Source organism: Metabacillus dongyingensis, from assembly GCF_019933155.2.
GTDB classification, from domain to species: Bacteria; Bacillota; Bacilli; order Bacillales; family Bacillaceae; genus Bacillus_P; species Bacillus_P dongyingensis.
In genome coordinates, this window is the sequence record NZ_OK052578.1 from 218,605 (window position 1) to 245,344 (window position 26,740).

Here is a 26,740-nt window from a genome sequence, read left to right on the forward strand (position 1 = left end):
ATGAAGGAAAAGCCGATCTTCTCCAAATAAAGGGTTCCGTTTTGAGGTGGTTTTTCAAAAATAACTACTTAAATGACAAAATTACAGTAAAAAAACTCGTCTGATTTGACGGGTTTTTTTATTTTTAAATTAGATTTCTATACAAAATCCTTATCGAATTGTAAAGGAACTATTTTAGCACAGCCTATAAATATAAATTTCCATTGTTTTCAAAAAATCAATATGATATATTATCCATAACTTATTAAAGATCTTTAAAAAGTTCTTTAATAAATGCTCTTAGGTGGTGAATTTAATGAATGAATTATCTGCTACTCCAAAATCTATGAAGATGATAATTCTCCGTGGTATTCGTACAAGTCTTTTAGAACTTGGAAGTGCAACAAAACTAGAACTCAGCCTTACATTAGAAATTAGTCTTCCGACAATAAGTAAGTTTCTAGCACAGATGGAGAAAGATGGGGAAATTATTTTAGTCGGTCTAGATGATTCTAGTGGCGGGAGAAGAGCAAAAAGATATACATACAATCCTGAGTATGTTTTAGGTCTGGCCATATTTTTAGAGAAAACAGAGACTAATTATATAATTTTTAATTGTATAGGAGAAGTAAAGGAACAGGGAAAAGCTCCAAGTGTATTAATAGATGATGGCTTAAATTTATTAACTATGTGCATTGAAAACATCATGACTAAATATCCAAAAATCAGTTCTATGGCAATTGGCGTTCCTGGTTCGGTTAATAGTGGCCGGATTTTTTATATACCAGGATATGAGCAGTTTCATAATTTTGATTTAAAAGGATACTACGAAGAACATTTTTCGATACCCGTTGTAGTAGAGAATGATATGAATGCTGCTGTTCTCGGATATTACAATTATAGGGTAAAGAAAGAAAAGCAATCCCTTATCTATTTGTATTCTGGTCAAAATGGCCCTGGTGCAGGAATTATGATAAATGAAGATATCGTGCGTGGAAGTACTTTTTTCTCAGGAGAGGTCTCATTCGTCCCTCAGTATAATGACCGAAATTTTCAGCAAGCGTTAGAAAATGGAAGTGGACTAAAAAATTTAAGGATCAGTGAGGATTATGAGATTGATGCAATTAGCAGATTAGTAGCCTCGTTTGTAGCGATTATTAACCCGCACATCATCATTTTTTGTAAAGATGAAATTGAAAAAGAAATGGTAGACAAAATTGCCATATGCAGCGGAAAATATATCCCTTCAGAACATCTTCCAAAGCTTATAATGAGTGATTGGAAACAAGATTATTTATATGGATTACAGAGTCTTGGACTTAATCTTATGATGAATGGAACAAACAAGTAAAAAGGATTGGAAAGAACAATTGACTACTAAATAATACAAGGCGAGGTTTAAACATGACAATATTCCTTTTAGTCATCATTTATTTGGCGTTTATCAGCTTGGGTTTACCTGATTCATTGTTGGGGGTAGCCTGGCCTGTCATGCAATCTGACTTTGGTGCCCCACTTGATACTGCCGGATTCCTATTTATGACGATTGCAGGTGGTACCATTATCTCCAGTTTAGTCAGCGGAAAGGTCATTAATCGGTTCGGGACTAGCAAAGTCACAGTTGTCAGCGTCTTAATGACTGCTGGTGCTTTGTTAGGATTTCATTTTGCTCCATCAATTGTTTGGCTAGTTGTATGTGCCATACCGCTTGGATTAGGAGCAGGAGCTGTCGATGCAGGATTAAATGATTATGTTGCTACACATTATAAAGCACATCATATGAGTTGGTTACATTGTTTTTGGGGAGTCGGAGCCACTCTTGGTCCTATTATTATGGCTCAGTTTATTTCGGGACAAAGTTCATGGAGAAACGGCTATTTTACGATTGCTGGTATTCAGTTCGTGTTAGTGATCATCCTTTTCTTAACATTGCCCCTATGGAACAGAGTGACAAAAACCAGCACTATCACCGTAAATGAAGAACGAGTAGATGATCATGAAGATGCCAAAGATGTAAAACCGTTACAAATTAAAGGAGTTAAACTAGCTCTGATATCGTTCTTGTTTTATTGTGGGGTTGAATCAACAGTTGGTCTTTGGGGAAGCAGCTTTTTGGTAAATGTTAAGGAGTTAGATGCTGCACTTGCAGCACAATGGGTTTCCTTATATTACGGAGGAATAACAATTGGTCGATTTATTACAGGTTTTATCACCTTTAAGATTCGTAATCTTACTCTCATTCGGATGGGGCAACTAATCGCATTAGTCGGTGCTGCCCTTCTATTCCTGCCATTGCCGTCCACTTTCTCGCTTGTAGGTTTTATTATGATTGGATTGGGATTAGCACCAATATTTCCGTGTATGTTACACGAGACACCAACACGTTTTGGGAAGAAGCATTCCCAGACAATTATGGGCTATCAAATGGCTGTTGCCTATACAGGTAGTACACTTATGCCACCACTACTTGGTTTCATTGCATCTCATTCCACAATCGGGATCTTCCCATTTTGTATCGTTGTTTTTGTCGCAGCAATGCTTCTAAGTTCAGAAAAATTAAATAGCTTACTGAAAAAGCAGGGTTTATTAAATAGGGAAGATACAAGCTCAACAGCATTTTGATTATGCTGGGATCAATAAAAGTTTTTCTGAAAAGTAAAAGAGTGGGGGAAATCTGTTAATGATATGGAGCTACTGGTTTGCGGAACATATAGTTTCGCTGTTCGAAATGCAGTTCAAGAAATAAAAGATGCCGCAAATTTTATTACACGTTCAAATGAAGAAGATGCTGTAATGAAAACAATCATTCAAATGTTATCCTTACAGGAAAATAACCATTAAAAGGTTAATAGGGGAGGAGGGTTGCGAGTATTCACTGCTTTTTCCTCCTAAAATATCTATTAGTTAAAAAAATAGTAATCTACTTTTATAATGCCGTTATTAATTAAATCAAATAGGACGATGCATAACCATGAAAGGGAGGAAGGACGTACGATGGAATTTGCAGCCATCAATTATTTAGAGGGGAGCCCTCCAGAATTAATGTATTTTTCAACTTATGAGCTTTCTGAAAGACTCCTTCTTACTTAAGAAAAGCCCCCGATTTGAAGAGCGATATTTCATTGCTGGATTATCTCCTTCATTTATTGCAGTTTCCCGTACTCGGCTGGAGGTCGGGTCTGGTTCCTATTATCACAGTAGCATCCAGTTCGTCGTAATATTCTACTTGTGGTATTAGGCCGTATTGAGCAAAGAGATCAACGGTCTGTAACGCTTGCCGCTTGCTAGTCTCAACCAATAAATAACCGCCGGGTGCCAGCCAGTGAAGTGCCTCAATAGCTACTCGCCGATGGACGGCAAGCCCATCCGCGCCACCGTCGAGCGCAACAAGCGCCTCATGTACGCGGGCCTCTTGTGGTAACAGCCCTATTAACTCTGTAGGAACGTAGGGTGCGTTTGCGATTAGGATGTTCACACGACTACGTAATTTGATTGGCAGTGGTTCGTAGAGGTCACCTTCATACACATGTCCACCATCGAAAGTAATGTTACGGCGGGCACACCGCACCGAGGCTGGGTCAATATCGGTTGCATACAACTCAATCCATCCCAGTGTTGAGGCTAGCGCGGCGCCCACCGCACCGGTTCCGCAGCACAGGTCCACGATGATATCTCCTGGCTTGGCGAAGGCAGCGGCTTTGTGGACGAGAAACTCGGTACGGCGTCGGGGTATGAAGACTCCCGGCTCTACAGCTATCCGGATATCGCAAAAATCTGCCCAACCGATTATGTGTTCGAGAGGAAAACCGGCTGCTCGCCGATCAACCATGGCGGCAAGGGCAGCCGGAGTCCGTGCCTCTGATAGGAGCAACCGGGTCTCATCTTCCGCAAAGACACAACCTGCGGATCGAAGCCTGGTGATTATACTTTTTTCTCTTTCGTCATATATATTAAAATTAATTTGCTCTCCTATTTAAATCACCACTCTTGATACCTTTTTAAGTTTATTAATATTATTACTTCGTTAAAAAAAGGTGAAATCCTTCCTTACTGCCGGTGTAAACGAGACTTGGATCACTATGTTCGTCTTAAGGGGCGTAACGCCTGAACTTGCAGCATTAGCAAAAGTAGCACACTTTTCCTTGATCCCTGTCTTTTATGGGATGCTAAAAGCTGCAGGGGTGGCCAAAGATTATAGGTGATGCTAAAAAGAACGGCGCAAAGTGGCGTTCTTTTTGTGTTTATGTTTAACATGGATCTTTCTCATCAAGAGATAAAGTGGTTCCTTCATTTATCGATCTCTTCTTTAGTAGCATCTCTTTTCAATTCATCTTTTATATTGATACCTTGAGAAATGCCGGTTCATCAGTAGATCATTTTTCATGTTTCATAAGCATTCCCCCTTCAAGGTTAAAATGCCTGCTTGCTCCATCTTTCCATTTTAATTAAACGTTTGTTTAAAATTAATAAGTAAAAAATAACGACTTTTTTTAACAGACTGGATCAGGGAAGCAAAGGTATTTTTGCCTCATTCAAAATAACTTCCCTAATGGATGCAGAGAAGTAGTGTTTAAAGATTCATGATAGAGTAACGTCTTGAAGGGTTCTCTCTTAGTACAGGATTTATTAAGAATGATAGTGTTATAGTCTAAGCTTAGGTACATACTGTTTCATAATGCATGTACAATATTATAAGGTGTGTGCAGTTTATTAAGGCATATTTGATTGAATAGGAAATATGCTAGTTAATAAAATCTGTACATTTTAATAAGGTAAGTAGAGATTAATAAGATGTGTGCAGTTTGACTAAGCATGTTTGAGTAAATAAGTGATATGTAAGTTGATAAGTGCTATACATATTAAAAAGGTAAGTAGAATTTAATAGGGTATGTGCAGTTAGATAAGACATGTTTGATTAAATAAGAAATATGTAAGTTTATAAGGGCTATACATATTAAAAAGGTAAGTAGTCTTTAATAGAGTATGTGCAGTTAGATAAGGCATGTTTGAATGAAAAAGAAGTATGTAAGTTAATAAGGTTTTTACATTTTAAAAAGGCATTTACTATTTAATAAGGCATGTATAGTAAAATAGGCGTGTTTTAATTGATAAGGCTAGTATAGTTGGATAATGTATGTAAGGTTTCCCTATTTATTCATTAATGAAAGATTATGTGTTTTTGATTTTTTATGATTTGTTATTTTAACCCGTTCGCAAAAGTACACTTTTCCGAACGGGATATTTTTTTATTATTTCATTTCTTTTTTTCGTTCGTTTAAGTATGAAAACATTATTCGAACGTTCTCTATTTTACATACACTTTTCCGAACGGATTTGATAGAATTAGAGAAAGAAAAGGGAAGAGGAGTAAAAAAATGGATGTCAGAAAATTTGGTTACATACGAGTAAGCAGCAAAGATCAAAATGAAGGACGTCAACTTCAAGCCATGCTGGAGAATGGTCTCAACGAACGCGATATCTTTTTGGATAAACAAAGTGGAAAAAATTTCAATCGAGAACAGTATCAGCTGCTGAAAAGAATGATTCGTAAAGGAGATGTTCTTTACATTCATTCTTTAGATCGGTTTGGACGGAACAAAGAGGAGATTCTTCAAGAATGGAATGACATTACTAAAAATATTCAAGCAGATATTGTAGTGATGGATATGCCGTTACTAGACACTACTCAATATAAAGATAGCCTTGGTACATTTATTGCTGACTTGGTTTTACAGATCCTTTCCTGGATGGCTCAGGAAGAACGAGATCGTATTCGTAAACGGCAGCGTGAGGGGATAGATGTTGCTTTAAAGAATGGTGTAACGTTTGGACGGCCAAAAATACAGGCTACGGAAGCCTTTAATGAAATCTATACCAGATGGAAGGCCGGAGAGATGACTGCTGTAAAAGCTATGGAAGAATTAGGTGTTAAAAAGACGACTTTTTATAAGTTGGTTAATGAACATGAAAAAGGTTTTAAAAAGATCAGTATATAATAGTAGAAACTCGGCAAAAAGAAAAAACAATTTTCAGTATTGAGCTCCTTTTGTCTATAAGTCAATAATCTTTTATACATCAAATTACAGACTATCTTTCTTTTAGACTGATTTCTACAAAAAATATTTAAATAATAAATTAAATAATATAATTGTCTAGAAGATACAACTTTTAGACAAATCATATTTGGTTAAAAAGTGAAAATTCTTTGAAGTGAATACTATAATATTTAACTGCCTTTTTCAATGTACTATATTTTTGAAAGAAAATGCAGAAGTTAAATGGATCGTTCCGGCAGAAGAGATAAAATAATGAAACCTTGGATTCCTATTCTTGCAATCCTGGGTGGTATTTGTGAAGAAGTTACATGGAAATGCTCTAAAACCTCCGGATGGTATTAATTGTTATTTCTGTAATTGGTTTAATCATTAACGGCTTATTCTTTGCTCTTACATTCATTTTCTTGTATCTCCGGAATCATAGCCCTTCGTTACGGATTCCAAAAGAATAGAAATAATTCTGTGACCGTATAATTTGAAAGCATTATTGACCTTGATATTGCTTCCTTTGATAGTCTCAGGTTGTGGCAAGCTACAAGGATGAAGAGCGGTTATTTGCAAAGGCATTAAAAAGATGTGAACGATTGGTCCAGTGCCCCTTCTTATAGCTGCAGCTTTTATATCCATCTGTAGGAAGGGGATATATTGGATGAATGTGTTATTAATCTTGAAGCTGAAAAAGAATATTGCCTCCGCAACTTCCAGGTAGGCTATGAGGTAAGTGATTCATTATATCGATGGAGAAGGAATGATTCAAATGGAATAATGAACATGAGGTCACTTTCCTTATTTGAATATGTAACTATATATTTTCTTTGGCACTAATGAGAGATTTTACAGGTGTGGAGGCATCACGAAAAACATGCAGGTGGATATTGTTATAGTGAATATATAGGGTTGTTCCAAGAAGAACGAGTCCTAATTCGAAAAAGGCAGCGTGAAGGGAGATTTGGCTGGCTTTACGAAACGGTGTGTCGTTTGGACTGCCATAAGTAAAAGGGAAGATGTATTCAAAGAAATCTATGTTCGTTGGAAAGCAGGAGAGATGAAAGCTGTTAAAGCAATGGGGGAATTAGGTGTTAAAAAGACAACTTTTTATAAGTTGGTCAAGGAGAATCAAAACCGCTAAAATAAAATCACTCAATATAATAGAAGAAACTCGTCAAATAGAAACCATTCTCCGTTAATTATTTTTAATGAATAGAGAGAACCAATGATCATTAATTATGATTACATATTCACTTTAAACTTTATACTGTAAAAGTGATTCAATTATACGTTGTTATATATTAAATTATGACGTTCTTACTCTTAATCTATTAGGGAATAAAAATTTTGTGTGTGAAAAGTTATATCCATAATGTAGTAAATGTGTAATAATTTATATTAAATATATAAATAAGTGAGGCATTATTATGAATATACCAATGGATATTACTGAAGCAATAAAAAATAATAAACTAGTTTTCTTTGTTGGTTCTGGATTTTCAAAAACTCTTGGTTTTCCCGATTGGAATAATTTAGTTAAAGATGTGTAAAAAAACTTAAGTCAGAAGATGAAGAATATGAAAAACTATTAGATGCTTTTAGTTTCTTCACAGCAATTGAGATTTTAGAAAAAATAAAAGAGCATAATCCAGGTAATAAAAGGAAAGTATATGAAGTTTTAAGAAAAATTTTTCAATTAACAGATGAGCATAAGAACTTATTAGACAACCATAGAATGCTGGGCGAAATTACAACAAAAATTATTACTACAAATTATGATCAATCACTTGAAGAGGCGAATCCTAACTTTCAAAAAATTGATCAATTACATGAGTTTGATTTAGCTACTTTAGATGGATTGGAAAATTATATATTTAAATTACACGGATGTATTAGTAACGTTTCGAGTTGTGTTTTGTTTAAAGCAGATTATGATGATTTATACAATCAAAATACAGCAGCAATCGAAAGACTTAAGAGTATAATAACGGATCAAACTATAATTTTTTTAGGTTTTAGTTTATCAGATCCTTTTGTAAAAATGCAATTTGAATATATAAACAAAGTTTATAAAGGTTTAGGAAAAACACACTATTTTGTGACAACTTCAGACAATAATGAGCTTAAAGATTACGGTGTATCTCCAATTAAGTTAGATAATTGGAGTGATATCCCAATATTTTTAGAAATGTTAAAAAAAAAAATCAATTATTAGCTAGGGATGAAAGTATTGTTATTCCTACTGAGTCTAAAGTAAGTACTATTACAATTGCTGTTCTTATTGCTGATTCACTTGATAGAAATTCTAATTATGATATTGATAAAATTCTTAAACAATTTGATAAACTGGATATAGAATTATATTTTTATTATTTATCAGAGAATAATTTGAATAATTTAATTGATTGCGATTATATTTTTGTCTTTACTTCTATTGTTCAAGGGCAAATTATTATTGAAGATCATTATTTAAAAGCTACTCCTATTCCTTTATATAAATTTGAAGATATGATAGGTAGCGATTTAGTGAAAGGTATCTTTATATTTTCTGATAATCATTTTAATGTAGAAGAAATAAAAATAAAAAAATTACCGATAACCCTTGTTAAATTAGATAAAGAAAATGATTTAAATAGCTTTATTTTTAAATTACTGAAAAAGGCTAATATTGATCAAATATCAAATTGTATATTTTTTAATAAAGAAAATTTAAAATTGGTACCAATTAATTCCAGTAAGATAAAAACTAATCTAATAAATCTTAAGAATAAAACTTTTGTTTCTGAAGAGATTAATCCAAGAAATTTATTTAATTTCGTTGGAAGAAAAACTGATATTGAGGATATTACGCGAAAGATATTAGATCAAAACAATCAGATATTAACAATTAAGGGCTCTGGTGGAATTGGTAAAACAACAGTTGTTTCAAAAGTAGCATTAGAATTAGCAAAGAGAAATTACTTTAACGATGGTATATACTTTGTTGATTGTGAACATATCACAAGCTATGAAACTTTTGAGCAAAAAATAGCTTCTTGTTTTCAGTTAGAAAAAACATCTGAATTTAGAGAGCATTTAAAGCAAAACCATTTGATGGCGGATAAGTTGATAATTTTAGATAACTTTGAGCCTTTGCTATATCTTAGCCAAATAAAGAAGATAAAAGAATTAGTAAATTTTATATGTGATTACACCCAGGTTCTAATAACTTCTCGTGAATGGATTGGATTTGATTTTGAAAACCGACATGAATTGAGACTGCTTAGTACTGAAGAAGCTTACGAGTTATTTATCAAATTATATCGTGTAAAAAATGACGAAATGGAAATAAAGATTCTAAAAGAATATATATTAGAAAAATTATTGAATAATAATCCATTAGCAATAAAACTAATAACTAAAATTAGTGTACCTAATATGTCTATGAGTAGTTTAAAAAAAGAACTAACAGATGACTTTTTTAGTGCTACAACTCTTGGATATGAAGATATTTTTAACGAAGCCGTAGATCAAAATATAGAGCGTTCAGAATCTGTATTTCAATCAATAAATTATTCATACAAAAGATTGAAACCAAAAGAGCAATTAGCTCTTGAAATGTTATGTTTATTTCCTAATGGTATATTCTTAGAAAATTTCAAGAAATTTTTTGATTCTAAAGAATTTAAGGTAGAAGCAAATAAAGTAAGCTATAGAGAAATAAAATCTTTAGAGAATAAATCTTTAGTCGAAACATCTGGAGGTATTGTTAAATTACAATCAATAATCGGTAGATTTGCAGAAGTTCACTTTGAAAAAAGAAGCTCACAAGAAAAAAGTCTATATTATAAGAGAGCATTTCAATATAATGAGTACTTAGCAAATACGATGTATTATCTAGAGTCCTTTCATGTCCCCACTGCCCAAAGAATATATGATAAAAACAATGATAATTTTACAAAATAGGTAATAGAAATAGACTACTGCAAGATGAAATTGATACTTACATTGGTGAATTATTCAAAAAAAATCATATTGAAATAATGCAAGCTACGTATATTAGAGCTAAATTAGGAGATTACGACTTAAGAAATTTTCGAGAACTAGTAATAACTAATCCATACACTTCAGGATTAAAGAAATTAATGTCCGCTTTTGTAGCAAAAGATGAAAATGACACTCACTTTTTGTATAAGTCCGCAATAAAAGATTTAAAGCATATTAAATATTACTATGTAGAAGGTATTTATTTTTTTGCAAAACATTTGAAAGAGATACAATCCGATGAATATATTTATTGGTACGAAAAGGGAATAGGGCTGGCTAAAAAACATTGGTATCGATTTTTAGTACATCAATTTCAATGTCTAGATTCTGGGTCATATACTGAATACAATGAAGAAAACTATCCTATCCCTTTAGTTGTTCAAGACACTTATATAGCACAATTAAATAGATACCTATTAAAAAGTTTAGAAGAAGATCGTAAAAAGATAAACTTCTTATTTGATAATAGATAAAATAAAATGGAAAATTACTCTTACAATTCCTACTATAGAACATTATTTAATTAATAAAATATATGTAAAATTTATTAATCAATTACAAGTATTAAAATTGTTAGATATAATTAATTAACAAATACGGCAAAACAACCGTTTATGATGGTGGATTTAGATATAAGATTTTAATGAAAAAACGAATAATAAGAGTTGATTTCACCTCTTTTCTACTGCAATAAGTTTCGAGTGACAATTTCAATTAAGTCAAATCAATGGCCATTTTTTGAAGGGTCCAAAGTAAGTAAGTTATAAAACTAAAGTTCCCAAAATTATAAAAGGAATTTGAACACATAATTATTTAGGTTGATAAAATAAACTTCAAAAACCTAGAAAATTAAACGTTTGTGGAACTTACTTTTCGAATACTTAAAATAGTATTTATTCAACAAATCTTTTATTGTAGAGACTTTCAAGACACTAATGTAGGTACAGTCTTGTCAACGAACAAAAATTAATCTACTTATTTTATTTCTCATAACAAAAGTATTAAGTTTACATAATACAGATTATAGACAGCATTATATTTTAAAAGAGCAGTGAGAACTGCTCTTTTTTGAGTTGTAAGGTGGATGTCAGATGTTGCTGTTTAAAGACGAATAGATGTTTCATTACAAATAAGTGTTGATTAAGCACTCCAGGGGAAACTTTTTCTGTAGCTGTTGTAAAATAGTTGTTCTGTTAAAGGGAGATTCACTTCAATAAGGAGTAGGTTTTTTTATTGAACGAAACAGAATGGCTGAGCAAGAAATCATAAAAATGATATAATTCAGATAGTTTGAAATACAAAGGAAGTGCAGCAATATGATTTCTAACTTACAAACAGAGGGTTTAATTCTTCGTCCTTTTAAATTTAGTGACACTCCAAGATTCCCTGAATTAGCAGGTGACACAGCAGTGGCTGAAACTACATTAGATACGCCCCATCATTATCCTCTTGAGGCTGCAGAAAATTGGATTAGAAATCATCCTAAGTTAATTGACAATGGTAATGTGTTTTTAATAGATAATGCAGAACTTATCGGTACAATAACAATTCGGGATTTTATTGGATTGTCATAAGATGGATATAATAAAAGATTTTTTGCTGCAACTAACGTTTATGGTAATACCTATATTTATTTACTTTACATTTATTACGGAGAGGATAAAGAGTGGTAAAAATAGAAACGTTATAATGTCTATTTTGTGGGGAATATCAATATTCTTATGCATGTCCTTTCCAGTGAGCATTGGTCAAAATGCTCATTTGGATTTAAGAATTATTCCTCTATTATTTGGGACCTTATACGGCGGATTTTGGCCAGGCGTGTTCCTAACAGCCCTGATCATCCTTTTTCGCCTTTATTTTGGAATCAGTATAGGTTTTTATAATACTATTCTTGTCTTATTATTATCACTGCCTGTTATATTGTATTTCCAAAAATCGTTTGCAAATTCAAAAAAAGATAAAAGAGGTAAAATTGCGGTAGGTCTTTCCTTCTACTACTGTTTTATTGGCCTTACTATTTTTGGTATTCTAAGAGAGTTTTCCATAGATTATCTGAAAGTACAGATTATTCATCTTATCTTTGTATTGGTAGTTACTTGGTTCTTTACTATGTTAAATGAAATGATCAGGGAGATTCACCAGCTGCGTTCAGAGGTGCAAGATTCTGAGAAATTACGAGTTATAAGTGAGTTGACTAGTGTTTTCGCTCATGAAATTAGAAATCCTATGCAAGTTACTCGTGGCTTTCTTCAACTTCTAAACGATCCAGATCTGCCTAATGAAAAGAAGGAGTATATCCAAATATCCATTGAAGAATTAGATCGAGCAAATGGAATTATTAATGATTTTTTATCTTTTGGAAAACCCTCGATTTATAACAACGAAAAAATCGAAGTAGGTTATCAGTTAGAACGCGTTATAAATATTATTCAAAGTTACACCATAAATTATAAAATTGAGATTAAAGCAGATATTCTTTATAACTGTTGGACATATGCTAATCCTCAAAAATTGAACCAGTCTTTAATCAATATTTTGAAAAATGCGATAGAGTCTATGCCCAATGGTGGGATTGTTTGGATTACCTGTACTTCAACGGATGATGAATATATAAAGATTATGATTAAGGACCAAGGTATTGGTATGACAAAAAAGGAAATAGATAGGCTTGGATATCCGTTTTATTCCTTAAAGGAAAAGGGAACAGGACTAGGAATGATGGTAAGTTTTCAAATTATCCATTCTTTCAAAGGTAAAATAAAAGTGAACAGTGAAAAGGGTATTGGGACAGAATTTATTATTCTTTTACCTCAGATAACCTAAACTGAGAGAGCTACAATCGGTTATTTATAGCAATTTTTGCTGAACAAACGAGGGCATTACTACATATAAGAGGAGACGAATTTTCCATATTTATTAGAATTAAAAATAATTCGTGGTGCAATCGTCAAAAATAGTTGTTTTTAAGACTTTGAGATATCATGTCTTAAGGGGGGGATATTGTCGAGGGAAAGTAAATTAGAGTTGTCTGATTTGGTTAATAACGATCCATTTAAACTAAACTTTTACCTTACATATTTGTTCCATCAATTTTACCGTAATGTTCCGGATCAATCGAATGATAAAAATAAAATAAAGAATAACCGATAATGTAAACTGAAAGATTGAGAAAATAGTATAAGCGACCTTGTTATTCGAATTAGAATTAACAAGGTCGCTTTTTGATGTTATATATTAATCTGGTTAGTCACATAGCACTTGTTATCGACTTTTAAATCAATGTAATGAAAAAGGCAAACCATTTTTTCTGTTTATTCTTAACATAATATGAAACGACTTTTTTTGTTAAACGACATCGTGCCTTAAATGAGGATTCTCTTTTATTTGTTGTGAAGTGCTTACCCGTTTTGCCCACCAAGCTGTTAATATAGGAACCAAAATAGCTGTTACAACAACACTTGCAGCTACCATGACTGTGGCAGATGGGGCTACAGCTGCATATTCGGGATTGGACGCTGCTATCACGGCAGGAACCGCTGCTGCATTTCCAGCTGTAGTTGATGCTGCAATTCCAGCGACACCAGTTCCACCTGTCAATCTATCAGCGATAAAGCATACAGTACCTGTAATTAAAATAACTGATAAGCCTAGTAATATTCCTGTTAAACCAGCCTGATACACGTTTTTTAGGTTGATTCCATAGCCTAGTCCGAATGCGAAAAACGGAATTAAAGCAGGAACTGCTTTACCAAATAGATCACGACATTCGTGATCAAGGTTGCCTATAACCATGCCTATTACAAGAGGGAGTATTGCTCCTAACATATATTGCCATGGGAAGACAGATAGTCCTGCTATTCCAAGAGTTATCATAGTTAAGAATGGACCCGATTCTAAACTCATGATAGTTGTTGCTCCAACGTCTTCTTTCTTACCAAACTGGTTCATTAAAGAAATATACATGCCGCCATTGGTATCATTCATTGCGGCAACTATCGCTAATACGGATAATCCACCTAATACCATACCATCCCCAATAAATTTAGCTGCAATAATTGAAACAAGTGCAGCAACTCCGACCTTTGCAAAAAGAAGGGCCCCACCTTTTTTAACAATTGCTGGTGCTGCTTTAAAGTGCATAGTCGTTCCTAAACAAAACAAGTTAACCGCAATAAGCGGTAATGCTCCTTTAAAAATCGCTTCTGTAAAGGACCCGAAGAAGACGGCAGTATCAGGGAAGAATGTATTAATTAATGCACCTAGCAGTAGGGGGACAAGCATCATCCCTCCAGGGATTTTTTCAACCGTTCGTTTAATTGGCATACCCAATCACCCTTTCCTGAGAATAGATATAAATCACTGACACTAGATTTGTAAACGCTTACCAAAAATAGCAACATTCAGTTCCCTCTAACCGCCTTATGGGAAAAGCATAATCACTAAGTACTAAAATGATCTATCGACTGAACCCTTTTGCGTCTTAGCAAAATCAACTTTAAATTGAGTGTGAGTTTTACATTATAAAACTCAGTTTTGGTATGGAAATAAAAATCGCTTAATGAGTTTTAAGTTTTCTAGATTAATTAGGTATTAAAGTATGGGAATTCTCAGAAGTGAATGGAAATGAAAGAACTTGTCCTAAACGTTTAAGCAAACGTTAAATATACAGAAAATCACCAGTATATAGTCGTCCCTGAATTGGATCAAGAAGAATATTGATAGGATTAACCATGGTGCGAGATTTATTTGTCCTCATTACAATCATTTAGGCATGAGTCGTGGGGGAGGAGAACATATAAGGAATTATTCATACTTTCAGCAACATAACAGTTGAAATAATCTACAGTCAAAATAACAAATAAATGATATCAGGCTGTAAATCCTAAGGCTAGAGTTTATCGATGTTTTGAGAAGTTTATCATAATGTATGCAATAGATTTATTCATATCAGCCCTTTCTGCCAGTTTATATGAAGGAGAAGAAGGATAGCTGAATTCCATAATTATGGAACCCTTTAAAAATTAACTCTGTTTTACTTATCAAAGAAAGATACAAGAATTTGGTCCTGTTTCTCCATCAATCCCTTTTTTGTTTTATAATATAAAACCCAGTTTTGTATTATAGATGAAAAGAGAGATGCATATAAACCAAAATTTGAATTGCTCTCAATATAGCACACGCTTACATAATTAAACAATACCTATTTTTCTTAATATTTTAAATTATTTGTAAAATGATAAAAAATGGTTGATTTTTCAAATCATTCTATAATATAGTGAAAATAAGCCAATTAGACAGAATAGTAGAATTTGGTTTTATAATATAAAACAAAAGGGGTTAAGTCTTATGCCAATTATACAATCAGTAGATCGTGCCCTTCGAATCCTTGACCTATTTGATGAGCATACAACGGAAATAAAGATAACAGACATAAGCGATCGTTTGGGTCTTCACAAGAGTACCGTGCATTCTTTGCTGAAAACGCTTCAAGAGCATCACTACATTAATCAGAATATGGAAAATGGCAGGTATAGCCTGGGAATGAAACTCCTTGAAAGAGGCAGTTGCGTGATCCATTCTTTGGACATTAGGCCTTTAGCCAAGAAGTATCTACTAGATTTGTCACTAATAACAGGGCAGACCACTCATCTGGTTATATTGGATGGCAAGGAAGGAGTGTATGTGGATAAAGTAGAAGGTCCCAGGTCTGTTATCCGCTATTCCCGTATCGGTAGGCGAATTTCTCTTCATTCGTCCGCAGTGGGAAAAGCCCTGATTGCCTTCAAGAAACAAGAGGAAATAAACAAGTTGTTAAGTGGTTATGTCTACAGCGTACAAACTGAAAACACCATCAATAATGAAGCTGACTTTTTGCTCGAACTTGAAAAGGTACGTTATCAAGGATATTCAATAGATAATCAGGAGAACGAACCAGGAGTTCGCTGTATTGCAGTGCCAATTCGAAATCATCTCAATGATGTTATTGCTGCTATTAGTATCTCTACACTTACATCCCGTGTAGATGATGCTGAGTTGGAGGAGTTTGTTGCCCGGCTTAAACAAGCAGCATCCGAATTGTCAGAACAGATGGGAAATGGGGTACCAATTCTGCAGAAATAGATGCTTCTCTATCTTCTGTCTTTCTATCTATATATAAAAACACAGTTTTATAATATAAAACTTATGGAGGTTTTTCTATGCGTATTATTCGATATTTAGATGAAAATTCGGTCCCTATTCTAGCTGCTTTAACAGTTGATTTTCATGTTTATCCACTACCGCAAAGAGATTTTATGGAATTAGTCAGACAAGCTGAGGAAGAAAATACCTTTCCGCTTAGATTAGTTGAAAGCGTTATCAATAGCTCGGAGCCAATTAAACAAGCTGTTGAAGAATTATCATTACTCGTCCCTGTTGAAGCACCTGAAGTTTGGGCTTCCGGTGTAACGTATGAAAAAAGCAGAGAGGCAAGAAACTTTGAGGCTTCAAGTGGGAAATTGGATTCAACAACGTTCTATGACAAGGTCTATGATGCTGAACGACCAGAAATTTTCTTTAAATCCACTGCTGCCAGGACAGTTGGTCCAAATAATGAAGTCTATCTTCGCAGTGATTCCAACTGGCAAATTCCCGAACCAGAATTAGGACTAGTCCTTAATAAGAAGGGAGAAGTGTTAGGATACACCATTGGGAATGACATGAGCTGCCGGGATATTGAGGGAGAAAATCCCCTTTATCTTCCTCAGGCAAAAATATGGAAAAATGCATGTTCCATCGGTCCTGCCATTCTCCTGGCAGAAACGGTTACAAACCCTTATCAATTTGAAATAACATGCAGAATTTTCCGGAACAATGTGAAAGTTGTAGAAGAGAAAGCCAACACTAGCCAATTAAAGAGAACATTTGATGAGCTCATATCCTACCTTATTAAAGATAACCAGATTTTTGATGGTACTGTTTTATTGACAGGGACTAGTATCGTTCCGCCCAATGAATTCACATTACTAAACGGGGACAAAATTGAAATCGAAATTTCGGATATTGGTATTTTAAAGAACTCTGTTGTCGCACCAGCAAATGTATCTGTATCTATTTTGTAATCATCTATCAACGCATTCTATCGAAAAAAACCTATACGGAGGAGAATTTTCTATGAATACTCGTTATAAAACCGTAATGATGAAACCACAGGATAAAGTAGCTGTTGCGTTAGAGAATATTCCAGCAAACAGCCGTATCGAAGTGACATGTCAAAATCGAAGTTTCTCTATTGATATCAAGGGAAATATTGAGTTTGGTCATAAGTTTGCGGTAGTACCTATCTCACAAGGTGAAGATATTTTCAAATATGGCGAGGTCATTGGCAGAGCATCTAAAGATATACATACAGGAGAGCATGTTCATGTCCATAATCTAGAAGGAAAACGAGGAAGAGGTGATCAAATTGCAAATTAATAATGGAACGAAATTTTGGGGGTATAGACGTTTTGATGGCCGAGTTGGAGTAAGAAATCATGTATTAATCTTGCCTACCATCACGTGCGCAACACAGGCTGCAAAACAAATTACTGAGCTTGTTCATGGCACAGTTTCATTTATTCATCAGCATGGATGTGCTCAAGTCGGTGTTGATTATGAACAAACTTTCCGTACATATGTCGGAATGGGGACCAATCCCAATGTTTATGGAGTTGTCGTTTTAGGCCTTGGATGTGAAACCCATCAAGCAAGAAGTGTTGCGGGGGAAATTGCAAAGACTGGCAAGCCTGTTGAAGTGGTTTCTATTCAGGATCATGGCGGAACGCTTATGGCAATCGCTCAGGGAGCTAAAATTGCTGCAAAAATGGTTCAAGATGCTTCGTCCCAAATGAGGGAACTATCTGATTTCAACGAATTAATTATCGGTACTGAGTGCGGTGGATCTGATGCTTGTTCGGGTCTCTCTGCTAATCCAGCAGTAGGTGTCGTAAGTGATATGATTGTTGATTGCGGCGGCACTTCTATTCTAGCTGAAACAACAGAACTTATTGGTGCAGAGCATTTATTGGCAAAGAGAGCTGTGGACGATAAGGTGGCAAAACGAGTTTACGAAGTCATTGGAGCCATGGAAAATCGTTCGATTGAAATGAAGATTGATATTCGTACAGGCAATCCAAGTCCTGGAAACGTTAAAGGCGGACTCAGCTCACTGGAAGAAAAATCATTAGGTGCTGCGAATAAGTCTGGAAGCAGACCTCTACAAGAAGTAATTGATTATGCCCAAGTTCCATCCAAAAAAGGTCTGGTTTGGATGGATACACCAGGACATGATATTGAACAATTGACAGGGATGGTGGCAGGTGGCGCTCAAGTCGTGTTATTTACCACAGGAAGAGGAACCCCTACCGGTTCTCCGATTGCTCCGGTGATAAAAATTGCAACCAATACCTCAATATTTGAAAAAATGGAAGAAAATATCGATTTTAACGCGGGAACTATCATTGAAGGCAAAGAATCAATTGATAATGTTGGACAGCGTATGTTCGATGAAATTGGAATGGTCTGTTCAGGGAAATTGACCAAGGCGGAAATATTAAAACAGCATGATTTTGGAATTTGGCGCATTGGTCCAACCTTTTAACTTTAGTTTTCTATCGCTTCTATAACATATTTAAAACTAAAAAAGGAAACGGGGAACGAATAATGGCTGTTGAAACCAAAGTGAAAACTTATTTAAACTTTATCAATGGAGAATGGAAATCCTCCTCTACCAATGAAGTAGCAGCTAGTATTAATCCTGCAAATAAACATGATATTGTAGGATATATTCAAAAGTCATCCAAAGAAGATGTAGATTTGGCAGTTGCAGCAGCAAATAATGCCCAAATCCAATGGAGAAAACTATCTGCTCCTGCCAGGGGGAACTATCTTTTTCAAATGGCTGATATTTTGGAAAGAAATCTGGATGAAATCGCAGAAACAATGACAAGAGAAATGGGAAAAACGCTTCCTGAAGCCAAAGGAGAAACGGCTCGTGGGGTGGCTATCCTTCGATATTATGCGGGTGAAGGAATGCGCCCAGTAGGAGATGTCATTCCTTCTACTGATGCAGAAGCTCTTATGTTTACTAGTCGTGTGCCGCTAGGAGTAGTAGGTGTAATTACACCATGGAATTTCCCTGTGGCCATACCTATATGGAAAATGGCCCCAGCCCTTGTGTATGGTAACACGGTTGTTCTTAAACCTGCACAAGAAACAGCAGTTACTGCAGCAAAAGTGATTGAATGCATAGCCGAAGCTGGATTACCAGCTGGTGTTATAAATATGGTAACAGGGTCTGGATCTGTGATTGGCCAGGGGATTGTCAATCATCCTAATATTAATGGAATTACGTTTACCGGTTCAGACCAAGTAGGTAAGCTTGTAGGTCAAGGAGCTCTAGACCGCGGAGCAAAATATCAACTAGAGATGGGTGGAAAAAACCCTGTAATTGTTGCAGCCGATGCGGATCTTGATTTAGCTGTAGAAGCCACTATCAGCGGAGGACTTCGTTCGACAGGACAAAAATGTACAGCCACAAGCCGTGTAATTGTTCAAAGTGAAATTTACGATACGTTTAAGGAGAAATTACTTGCGTATGTAAAGGGAATTAAAATAGGTCATGGATTAAACGAGGAGACATGGATGGGGCCTTGTGCCAGTGAAAGTCAATTGAGTACGGTATTATCTTATATCGAAAAGGGAAAAGCAGAAGGTGCCACTTTGATTTATGGCGGCGACAGATGCATTGAAAATGAGCTTGAAAACGGATTCTATATACAGCCAACTATATTTGAAAATGTCACCTCAGATATGATAATTGCACAGGAGGAAATTTTCGGACCGGTCTTAGTATTAATAAAGGCAGAAACCATCCAACAAGCATTAAAGGTTGCAAATGATGTTAAGTTCGGATTAAGTGCCTCTATCTTCACCAAGAATATTGGCAATATTCTTACTTTTATTAATGATATGGATGCAGGTCTTGTTCGGATTAACGCAGAAAGTGCTGGAGTGGAACTTCAAGCTCCATTTGGTGGAATGAAGCAATCCAGCTCTGGCTCCCGTGAGCAGGGACAAGCAGCCATCGAGTTCTTCACCTCCATAAAAACAGTCTTCGTAAAGCCGTAACGATAATTTGAAAGTCTCCCCTGGAATTGAAAATAGGGGAGGCTTTATCTAATTGAATAGCGGTCCCTTTGTTGATTTAACCGTTTAGCTGACAATTATAGGGGAAATAGTGAAGTAAAGAGATGAAGACTAAGGGATAAAAAGGGAAGATCGTTCCTTCTTAAGAAGGCCGAAACGGAAGATTGGAAAGGTGAGAAGCGATATGAAACCTAAATTTCACGGGATAATTCCCCCTGTACCTACTATTTTTGACAGTACGGGAAAAATTGATTGTAAAGGAATGGAACTGTTAATTGATTATTTGATAGATTCAGGAGTGAATGGTCTTTTTTTCCTTGGTACTGGTGGTGAGTTTAGTCAGATGTCGATTGAGGAGCGAAAAGAATTAGCTGCTTTTGCAACAGACTATGTAAATGGAAGATTGCCTGTTTTAATTGGTACAGGTAGTCCAAATACTCGTGAAGTCATTTCTTTAAGTCAGCACAGCAAAGAGATTGGTGCAGATGGTGTTGTGATCATTAATCCATATTATATGACATTAACGGATGAAAATCTTTACAGACACTATGGCATCATTGCCGAAACGGTTGATATTCCTATTCTTTTGTATAACTTTCCTGCTTTGACTGGACAAGACTTGACACCCGACATGGTTCTAAAATTAGCAAAATCCTATCCAAACATTGTGGGTATTAAGGATACAATCGATTCTGCTGGTCATATTGGTGAAATCATCCTGAAAGTGAAATCGGAACGTCCTGATTTTTCTGTGTTTGCCGGCTATGATGACCATTTATGGAACACACTCTCTTTAGGGGGTGATGGAGCTATCCCTGCAAGTGGTAACTTTGCTCCTGAACTAACAGTCGGTATGTATCATGCATTTCAATCTAAGGAATATCAAAAAGGAATAGAGCTTCATCAAAGATTAGCAAATCTTCCACTCCTATATAAACTAGATTCACCGTTTGCAAATGTCATTAAAGAAGCGATTCATATGCGTGGTATAAAGATATCTACTTATGTATTACCATCTGCTAAACCGTTAGAAAATGATAAAAAAGAAGAATTAAGAAAGATACTTACACAAGCTTCATTATTAGAATCAGAAGAGAAGTTGCTGACTTAAAGTTTAGGACTTTTTGCTGTTTAGGATAGATAGATAAGTTTGATCGTTTAAAATACTAAACAGCATGATATGGATTTTCTGCAGGATAAGGGTCTAAATATACAGGAAACTCATTGCTCTGAATACTAATTAGCCTTTTATGCTTGCCACTCCATATATGTCATAAAAACTAGCTGTCCGTAACACTGTCTCATCTTTTGAGGGGGAGTAAGGGATGATTACTGTAACTTTTTATAAAGATAATCAGTTAAGGTTTGGTGTGAAAACGGATAAAGGAATTCTTGACGTAGAAGCTGCAATTGCAAAGTTTCCTGAATTAGACGATACCCCTATATCTGTTCCAGAGCTTATTTCTAAAGGTGAGAAAGGAAAGCAAGCGTTAGCAAGAATAGTTGATAGGGCTTATCATGAGGGGGATTTATTCTATTCGGAGGATTCATTGATATTTGGGCCATGTGTACCCGAACCGCAAAAAATAGTTTGTGTCGGGCTTAACTATAAAAAACATGCAGATGAATGTAAGATGGAGTATCCGACAGCACCCCTTTTGTTTAGCAAATTTAATAATACGCTTACCGGTCATGGAACAGATATTCCTTTACCAGAAAAATCATCTCAAGTTGATTATGAAGCCGAATTAGCCATTGTTATTGGTAAACAGGCGAAGAATGTTAGACAGGAAGAAGCGCTCTCTTATGTTTATGGTTACTGCAATGCTAATGCTTTGTCTGCTAGAGACTTGCAATTCAAAACCCCTCAATGGTTACTTGGGAAGACATGTGATGGATTTTGCCCTATAGGTCCATATCTTGTCAGTGCTGAGGAAGTAGGGAATCCGAACAATTTGCATATCCGCTCAATCGTAAACGGGGTAGTACGACAAGATTCCTCTACTTCAGATATGATTTTCTTTTGTGATGAAATTGTAAGTTATATTTCCGATCATATGACGCTTTACCCAGGGGATTTAATACTGACTGGAACTCCTGAAGGAGTTATTGCAGGTTATCCTGAGGAAAAGAAAGTTTGGTTAAAAGATCGTGACGAGGTAACGATTGAGGTTGAAAAGTTGGGGTGTTTGACAAATACATTAAGAAAAATAAATAAATATTAGTCTCATAATGTGATCTAGGAGAAAACGGGGGCGGTGCATTCATTGCTTGCTTTTTGTTTACAGGGTTTTCTAAGCGCAGAACGTTTTAATATCTGTACCATCTGCTTTGAATAGACTTGCATTCATAGTAGAAACTCGGAAAAACAATGTACTTGTGTAGTGAGACATCGGTAATTTTATAGATACATATAGTTATATAAAAGATGGTGGGGAAGTTCAAATTCATGATTGTCCAGATTATGTATAAATGGTTTCAATATGTTTGTTTATCATGTGGTGAAAAGCCGACTTAAGAAGATTTAACAACTTGTGATGGACCAGTTTAAAATGGAATAATTGTATATAGAAAGTATGAATCTGATGCACATTTTTGTCACCATTGTATCGATTACTTTAATAATTCATATTTAATCGAGGATATGAGCATTATTGAGGATTTTCCGGCTAATTTTATTAACTTGTTTACATAATGAACCTTATTTTCAGTGAGCAGCAGTAATGCTGCTCTTTTTGTAGAAGAAAGTTTATAGTGCAGGATATTAACAGTGATGTGCTGCGTATACGGAATTTGTAAAAGGTAGATTTTTGTCGAAAAATTTCACACCTTATTATGTTGAATTTTGTAATAAATATATTACGTTTTAACTGGTATAAAAGTATAATATAGAAGTTTGCTAGATTATAAACAGGGGGATCTTTTATGAAAAAAACAATTGTATTATCAGCTCTATTTGCTTTGAGCCTACCTTTTGCTCAGGCAAGTGCAGCCGAAACAGCACCTACTTACCGTTATGCAGGAGAGGACCGCTTTAAAACATCAGTAGCACTTGCTGATGAATGGGTGGAATCAGATGTAGCTGTACTTGCAACTGGAAGAAACTATCCGGATGCCTTAAGTGCAACTCCGCTTGCAGCTAAGCATGAAGCACCATTGCTGTTAACAGATAAAAATGCTGTTCCAAGCAGCGTTATTACGAAGTTAAAAGAACTTGGCGTGACGAAGGTTTACCTGATCGGCGGAACTGGCGTTATCTCAACTGCTGTTGAGACGCAGCTGAAAAATGCAGGAGTAAACACAATTACACGTATTGCTGGAATTGACAGATATGATACATCTGTAAAAGTGGCGAAAGAGGTAGGAATTGAAGCAGGAGGTCTTGTGGTAGCTTCAGGTGAGAATTACCCTGATGCGTTATCCATTGCACCGGTCGCCGGGATTATCCAATCCCCAATTCTGTTAACTCGAAGCACAGATCTTCCGGGTGTCGTTAAAAATTATGTCAAATCAGCAGATGCAGATTTCGCCATTGTTGCGGGCGGATCAGCAGTCGTATCAGAGAAAGCTACAGAAACATTGCCGGAAACGATTAGACTTGGCGGAAGTAACCGTTATGCGACAAATAGCCAAATTGTAGACTTTGCAGTTCAAGAGGGTATCTATGATATGGATTATCCATTCATTGCTACAGGAACAAACTTCCCGGATGCTCTTTCTGCTTCAGCCCTTGCAGCCGGCTGGTTCAACGGTGTGATTCTGACAGATCCAAACGAGCCTAAAGCGACAACAAAACAGACAGTACAGAAATATGCAGACCTAGCTGAAGAATATGAAATTGTCGGCGGCGTAAATGCATTGCCTGAAACTACGATTGCAAAACTTTTTCAATAATAATGGATTACAAAGCTCTGATGAATGATCAGGGCTTTTTTCTATTTGTCTGGAGCTTTTGGAAAATAAAAAAGCATGGAAGTTAGGAACTCAGCATGCTTCAAACTTATTCATTTGGCGGATGATAGATGCTTTGGGGATTCAGCTCGAGATTGACAAACGAGGATTTAACAGACCTCCATCCTATGGAATGCAAACCAAAACGGGGACAGGATCTTACACAGCTTAAAGTTAGTCGCTTAAATATCTTGCGATGAACCTACCACCGGTGTGTCTTTTTGACGGAAGCTAGTCAAGATCTACAAGAGTCAAGTAAACAAAACTTAGCAAGGATGAAAAAGGCTGCAGAAAAAGGGAACAGCCTTTTTCAAAAATCAATCATTCTTCTTCAAAAAGCTTTTCTCCTTCATGGAGTCTCATCGCAATCCGAACTGTGTGCGGCATTTCTCTTGCGGTAGGGGCATGACCTGCAAGGTATCTTGTCATCGCGAGAATCATCGTTTCCTGTGCTCGTTCTGATAATGACGATTCTTCTCCAGCCCAATAATCATGCTCAACGACACCTGCTTCATACATTTGGAAAGAATGAAATTCAGCGTCCTCTCGAAGCAAGGAATGACCGAGTATGTTGAAGAGGGGGGCTTTTTCTCCGCCGCCCACTAAATACGTCATTACCCAACGAGCAGCTTCTGTCACTTGCTGCTGTTTATTCATGATTTCCAATAATTCTGAAGGATCATGAGGTGTTTTTACAGCTTCAGCGGGTTGTGGTTTTCTAGCAGTAGGCATGTTTAGGAAACGATCAAGATAAACACTCATTGCACCATGGAATAGAGCACGTGTCAATTCCACAGTTGTGGAACGTCGCAAGCTTTGGTGTACCGCATGTGTATGGGTGAACGTATGAAGTACAGTAATCCAATCATTGAAATCATTTTGTGTATGGAAGCGCGCAATTCTTTCAGCTGCAGCTAATGAAACCAATTGTGCTAACCGAACAGGTGTGACACCAGACTCAAGAGCTTGCATCATCATCTGGATCGTTTCAATCGGCTGGTCAGATAAGAGCTGTTCAACCAATGCATTTTCATCAAAATCGGCTACTTCTATTGACTTTCCAGCTTTGATGGTGTCTTCTAGTTTTTCAAAAGCTTCGTTTAATGGTTTGACAAGGTTGACTGGAGATTGCCAGCTATGGGATTCCTCGCTCCGAGACACGTTTGAAATACCAGGCAACAATGAAGTCAACACATAGGGACGATATTCTTCTCCGATGTGTTCCAAAATCTCAAACGCCTTGTTATGGAAGTCAAGTGTATGTCCCGTATTGATATAAAAGTGATCCGTTACTGCCGCCATCATCATGTCCGCTAATTGTACATCCGTGCTACCTGATTCCATAGCTGTCAACAAAACACGCTCAGCACCTTGTGCATCACGGACCTCCACACAATGCCGGTACCACTTTGCAAGCTGTTCGACAGATTGGTTTTCCATCTCATTCGTCACCGGCAATGATCCTAGTAAAAAGCGTGTTCCCATACCAGAGCTTTCACGAGCTACATGGACCAGACCTTGATACAAGGCAAGAATCTGACCTGTTTTGTCCAGTTTAGGTAATATGTTCGTCATCGCTGTTAAAATCGTCAGACCAGAACGCCATCCACTTTGTCGATGCTTTGTTCCGAACTCCACGCCAACTTTTGCGATTTCGCTAGTGGAGATCCCCGCTTCTACTAGACCGACAACTGCTTTAGCGATGACTAAGCTTAAGCTTTGCTCTAGACCTTCTCGGAGTCGTTGCTGTAATTTTTCAACGGTTACTTTATGGTGTGGTTTCGGCTTCACCCAAACTTCTCCGTCCTTTACCTCTACAGGGTAGGTAGGCACGTCATCCGCCCAAGGATCGAGCGTGCCACCGCTCTTTACATCAAATCGAGCATGATGCCAGTGACAAGTCAGAATTCCATCACATAGGCTACCCATATGTAAAGGAAAACCCATGTGCGGACAACGGTTATCGACAGCATGTAATTCACCTTCATGTAGAAATACAGCTATACCGTGTTTACCGCCCTTAACAACTTTTGCACCATCATTCTTCAACGTCTCAAGTTGGCCAACATGTATTGCCTCTGCCAATGAACACACTCTCCTTTAAAAGTTCATCCTTCCAACACAGCTTCTTAATTTCTATGATGATCATTATCTACTACTTTATATTAATTATAAAAAAGTGTAATCCTTCATAAGTTGAAAATTTTCTCATCCAAAAGTCTGAGATTGTTGAAACATCTTATTTGGAGGGTTTAGACAACTTGTAAATGTATCTGATGATGATAATGAAAACCATATCCCGAAAAAGGAGTACGCATGTGACCATTGTGGGCTATGGACCAGTAAACCGATGTCAGCATCTCACAAAATCATCATGATCAGAGTGATCGCAATGATAAATGATAAACGCATGAGACCATTTAATACAGATAGGGCAACAAGGACAAGGAAAGTGAAAATAGGAATACCGATCAATGATGAAGCGGATCAAACCAATCATTAAAAAAATATGGATGTGAAAAATAGTCTATCCTTTTCTTCTTCACTAATTTAAGGGAGGGTTTTTTATA

At 36.0% G+C, this 26,740-nt stretch carries 22 protein-coding genes and 1 pseudogene; 20 read left to right on the forward strand and 3 right to left on the reverse strand.

Annotated features, from left to right (window positions below):
* Nucleotides 1-295 precede the first annotated feature (295 nt).
* The 3 genes and pseudogenes from K8L98_RS25805 to K8L98_RS25815 all read left to right on the forward strand — a co-directional run.
* Nucleotides 296-1,330: an ROK family transcriptional regulator gene (locus tag K8L98_RS25805; RefSeq protein ID WP_243551129.1), complete on the forward strand. Its 1,035-nt coding sequence runs from the start codon at nt 296-298 to the stop codon at nt 1,328-1,330.
* 53 nt (nt 1,331-1,383) lie between these two features.
* The gene (locus K8L98_RS25810) at nt 1,384-2,601 is read left to right on the forward strand and encodes an MFS transporter (RefSeq protein ID WP_243551131.1); all 1,218 of its coding nucleotides are present in this window, start codon (nt 1,384-1,386) and stop codon (nt 2,599-2,601) included.
* 57 nt (nt 2,602-2,658) lie between these two features.
* A pseudogene (locus tag K8L98_RS25815) lies at nt 2,659-2,820 on the forward strand (HAD family hydrolase); the annotation flags it as partial.
* A 298-nt stretch (nt 2,821-3,118) separates the two neighbouring features.
* Here K8L98_RS25815 and K8L98_RS25820 read toward each other — a convergent pair.
* Nucleotides 3,119-3,940, reverse strand: a complete 822-nt coding sequence (locus K8L98_RS25820) for a putative protein N(5)-glutamine methyltransferase (RefSeq protein WP_243551647.1) — start codon at nt 3,938-3,940, stop codon at nt 3,119-3,121.
* Nucleotides 3,941-5,354: 1,414 nt separating this feature from the next.
* On the opposite strand from K8L98_RS25820, the gene K8L98_RS25825 reads away from it, so the two are divergent.
* The 8 genes from K8L98_RS25825 to K8L98_RS25855 all read left to right on the forward strand — a co-directional run bounded on the left by K8L98_RS25825 (nt 5,355) and on the right by K8L98_RS25855 (nt 12,875).
* A complete protein-coding gene (locus K8L98_RS25825; protein ID WP_243551135.1) occupies nt 5,355-5,975 on the forward strand; it encodes a recombinase family protein in 621 nt (206 codons plus the stop codon).
* 1,009 nt (nt 5,976-6,984) lie between these two features.
* Nucleotides 6,985-7,164: a hypothetical protein gene (locus K8L98_RS25830; RefSeq protein ID WP_243551137.1), complete on the forward strand. Its 180-nt coding sequence runs from the start codon at nt 6,985-6,987 to the stop codon at nt 7,162-7,164.
* A gap of 286 nt (nt 7,165-7,450) precedes the next feature.
* Nucleotides 7,451-7,573 (forward strand): hypothetical protein, encoded by a 123-nt coding sequence (locus K8L98_RS26645; RefSeq protein ID WP_275976773.1) that lies wholly within the window; start codon nt 7,451-7,453, stop codon nt 7,571-7,573.
* A 185-nt stretch (nt 7,574-7,758) separates the two neighbouring features.
* Nucleotides 7,759-8,238 (forward strand): SIR2 family NAD-dependent protein deacylase, encoded by a 480-nt coding sequence (locus K8L98_RS25835; protein ID WP_243551139.1) that lies wholly within the window; start codon nt 7,759-7,761, stop codon nt 8,236-8,238.
* 173 nt (nt 8,239-8,411) lie between these two features.
* Nucleotides 8,412-9,968 (forward strand): NACHT domain-containing protein, encoded by a 1,557-nt coding sequence (locus K8L98_RS25840; protein WP_243551152.1) that lies wholly within the window; start codon nt 8,412-8,414, stop codon nt 9,966-9,968.
* Nucleotides 9,969-10,147: 179 nt separating this feature from the next.
* Nucleotides 10,148-10,522 carry a hypothetical protein gene (locus K8L98_RS25845; RefSeq protein WP_243551155.1) on the forward strand — a complete coding sequence of 125 codons (375 nt, stop codon included), beginning with the start codon at nt 10,148-10,150 and terminating at the stop codon, nt 10,520-10,522.
* 843 nt (nt 10,523-11,365) lie between these two features.
* Nucleotides 11,366-11,623 (forward strand): GNAT family N-acetyltransferase, encoded by a 258-nt coding sequence (locus K8L98_RS25850; protein ID WP_243551157.1) that lies wholly within the window; start codon nt 11,366-11,368, stop codon nt 11,621-11,623.
* A 1-nt stretch (nt 11,624) separates the two neighbouring features.
* Nucleotides 11,625-12,875, forward strand: a complete 1,251-nt coding sequence (locus K8L98_RS25855; protein ID WP_243551159.1) for an ATP-binding protein — start codon at nt 11,625-11,627, stop codon at nt 12,873-12,875.
* Between the two features lie 522 nt (nt 12,876-13,397).
* Here the strand turns inward: K8L98_RS25855 and K8L98_RS25860 are convergent.
* Complete coding sequence (locus tag K8L98_RS25860) at nt 13,398-14,375, reverse strand: 2-keto-3-deoxygluconate permease (protein ID WP_243551161.1); 978 nt, start codon at nt 14,373-14,375, stop codon at nt 13,398-13,400.
* A 1,023-nt stretch (nt 14,376-15,398) separates the two neighbouring features.
* On the opposite strand from K8L98_RS25860, the gene K8L98_RS25865 reads away from it, so the two are divergent.
* The 8 genes from K8L98_RS25865 (at nt 15,399) to K8L98_RS25900 (ending at nt 24,113) form a co-directional block, all read left to right on the forward strand.
* Entirely contained in the window at nt 15,399-16,172 is a 774-nt protein-coding gene (locus K8L98_RS25865; protein ID WP_243551163.1) for an IclR family transcriptional regulator, read from the forward strand.
* Between the two features lie 77 nt (nt 16,173-16,249).
* Nucleotides 16,250-17,152 (forward strand): fumarylacetoacetate hydrolase family protein, encoded by a 903-nt coding sequence (locus K8L98_RS25870; protein ID WP_243551165.1) that lies wholly within the window; start codon nt 16,250-16,252, stop codon nt 17,150-17,152.
* Between the two features lie 52 nt (nt 17,153-17,204).
* Complete coding sequence (locus K8L98_RS25875) at nt 17,205-17,507, forward strand: UxaA family hydrolase (RefSeq protein WP_243551167.1); 303 nt, start codon at nt 17,205-17,207, stop codon at nt 17,505-17,507.
* Nucleotides 17,497-18,672: a UxaA family hydrolase gene (locus tag K8L98_RS25880; protein ID WP_420828886.1), complete on the forward strand. Its 1,176-nt coding sequence runs from the start codon at nt 17,497-17,499 to the stop codon at nt 18,670-18,672. The genes K8L98_RS25875 and K8L98_RS25880 overlap by 11 nt, the downstream gene beginning before the upstream one ends.
* A 62-nt stretch (nt 18,673-18,734) precedes the next feature.
* A complete protein-coding gene (gucD, locus tag K8L98_RS25885; protein WP_243551169.1) occupies nt 18,735-20,201 on the forward strand; it encodes an alpha-ketoglutaric semialdehyde dehydrogenase GucD in 1,467 nt (488 codons plus the stop codon).
* Between the two features lie 202 nt (nt 20,202-20,403).
* Nucleotides 20,404-21,330, forward strand: a complete 927-nt coding sequence (locus tag K8L98_RS25890) for a dihydrodipicolinate synthase family protein (RefSeq protein ID WP_243551171.1) — start codon at nt 20,404-20,406, stop codon at nt 21,328-21,330.
* 214 nt (nt 21,331-21,544) lie between these two features.
* Nucleotides 21,545-22,444: a fumarylacetoacetate hydrolase family protein gene (locus K8L98_RS25895; protein WP_243551173.1), complete on the forward strand. Its 900-nt coding sequence runs from the start codon at nt 21,545-21,547 to the stop codon at nt 22,442-22,444.
* Between the two features lie 700 nt (nt 22,445-23,144).
* Nucleotides 23,145-24,113: a cell wall-binding repeat-containing protein gene (locus K8L98_RS25900; protein ID WP_243551174.1), complete on the forward strand. Its 969-nt coding sequence runs from the start codon at nt 23,145-23,147 to the stop codon at nt 24,111-24,113.
* Nucleotides 24,114-24,491: 378 nt separating this feature from the next.
* On the opposite strand, the gene K8L98_RS25905 is transcribed toward K8L98_RS25900, so the two are convergent.
* On the reverse strand, nt 24,492-26,255 hold the full coding sequence (locus tag K8L98_RS25905; protein WP_243551176.1) for a Rieske (2Fe-2S) protein: 1,764 nt from the start codon (nt 26,253-26,255) through the stop codon (nt 24,492-24,494).
* A 265-nt stretch (nt 26,256-26,520) separates the two neighbouring features.
* On the opposite strand from K8L98_RS25905, the gene K8L98_RS25910 reads away from it, so the two are divergent.
* Nucleotides 26,521-26,673, forward strand: coding sequence for a hypothetical protein (locus tag K8L98_RS25910; protein WP_243551178.1), 153 nt, complete (start codon nt 26,521-26,523; stop codon nt 26,671-26,673).
* Nucleotides 26,674-26,740 lie beyond the last annotated feature (67 nt).

Excerpts from the sequence above, each read along its gene's own strand:
- K8L98_RS25825 (WP_243551135.1), top strand. The coding sequence starts at position 5,355 with ATGGATGTCAGAAAATTTGGTTACATACGAGTAAGCAGCAAAGATCAA.
- gucD (WP_243551169.1), top strand. The coding sequence starts at position 18,735 with ATGGCTGTTGAAACCAAAGTGAAAACTTATTTAAACTTTATCAATGGA.
- K8L98_RS25870 (WP_243551165.1), top strand. The coding sequence starts at position 16,250 with ATGCGTATTATTCGATATTTAGATGAAAATTCGGTCCCTATTCTAGCT.
- K8L98_RS26645 (WP_275976773.1), top strand. The coding sequence starts at position 7,451 with ATGAATATACCAATGGATATTACTGAAGCAATAAAAAATAATAAACTA.
- K8L98_RS25855 (WP_243551159.1), top strand. The coding sequence starts at position 11,625 with ATGGATATAATAAAAGATTTTTTGCTGCAACTAACGTTTATGGTAATA.
- K8L98_RS25850 (WP_243551157.1), top strand. The coding sequence starts at position 11,366 with ATGATTTCTAACTTACAAACAGAGGGTTTAATTCTTCGTCCTTTTAAA.
- K8L98_RS25890 (WP_243551171.1), top strand. The coding sequence starts at position 20,404 with ATGAAACCTAAATTTCACGGGATAATTCCCCCTGTACCTACTATTTTT.
- K8L98_RS25810 (WP_243551131.1), top strand. The coding sequence starts at position 1,384 with ATGACAATATTCCTTTTAGTCATCATTTATTTGGCGTTTATCAGCTTG.
- K8L98_RS25835 (WP_243551139.1), top strand. The coding sequence starts at position 7,759 with ATGCTGGGCGAAATTACAACAAAAATTATTACTACAAATTATGATCAA.
- K8L98_RS25845 (WP_243551155.1), top strand. The coding sequence starts at position 10,148 with ATGTCCGCTTTTGTAGCAAAAGATGAAAATGACACTCACTTTTTGTAT.
- K8L98_RS25910 (WP_243551178.1), top strand. The coding sequence starts at position 26,521 with ATGTCAGCATCTCACAAAATCATCATGATCAGAGTGATCGCAATGATA.
- K8L98_RS25895 (WP_243551173.1), top strand. The coding sequence starts at position 21,545 with ATGATTACTGTAACTTTTTATAAAGATAATCAGTTAAGGTTTGGTGTG.
- K8L98_RS25860 (WP_243551161.1), bottom strand. The coding sequence starts at position 14,375 with ATGCCAATTAAACGAACGGTTGAAAAAATCCCTGGAGGGATGATGCTT.
- K8L98_RS25900 (WP_243551174.1), top strand. The coding sequence starts at position 23,145 with ATGAAAAAAACAATTGTATTATCAGCTCTATTTGCTTTGAGCCTACCT.
- K8L98_RS25865 (WP_243551163.1), top strand. The coding sequence starts at position 15,399 with ATGCCAATTATACAATCAGTAGATCGTGCCCTTCGAATCCTTGACCTA.
- K8L98_RS25875 (WP_243551167.1), top strand. The coding sequence starts at position 17,205 with ATGAATACTCGTTATAAAACCGTAATGATGAAACCACAGGATAAAGTA.
- K8L98_RS25805 (WP_243551129.1), top strand. The coding sequence starts at position 296 with ATGAATGAATTATCTGCTACTCCAAAATCTATGAAGATGATAATTCTC.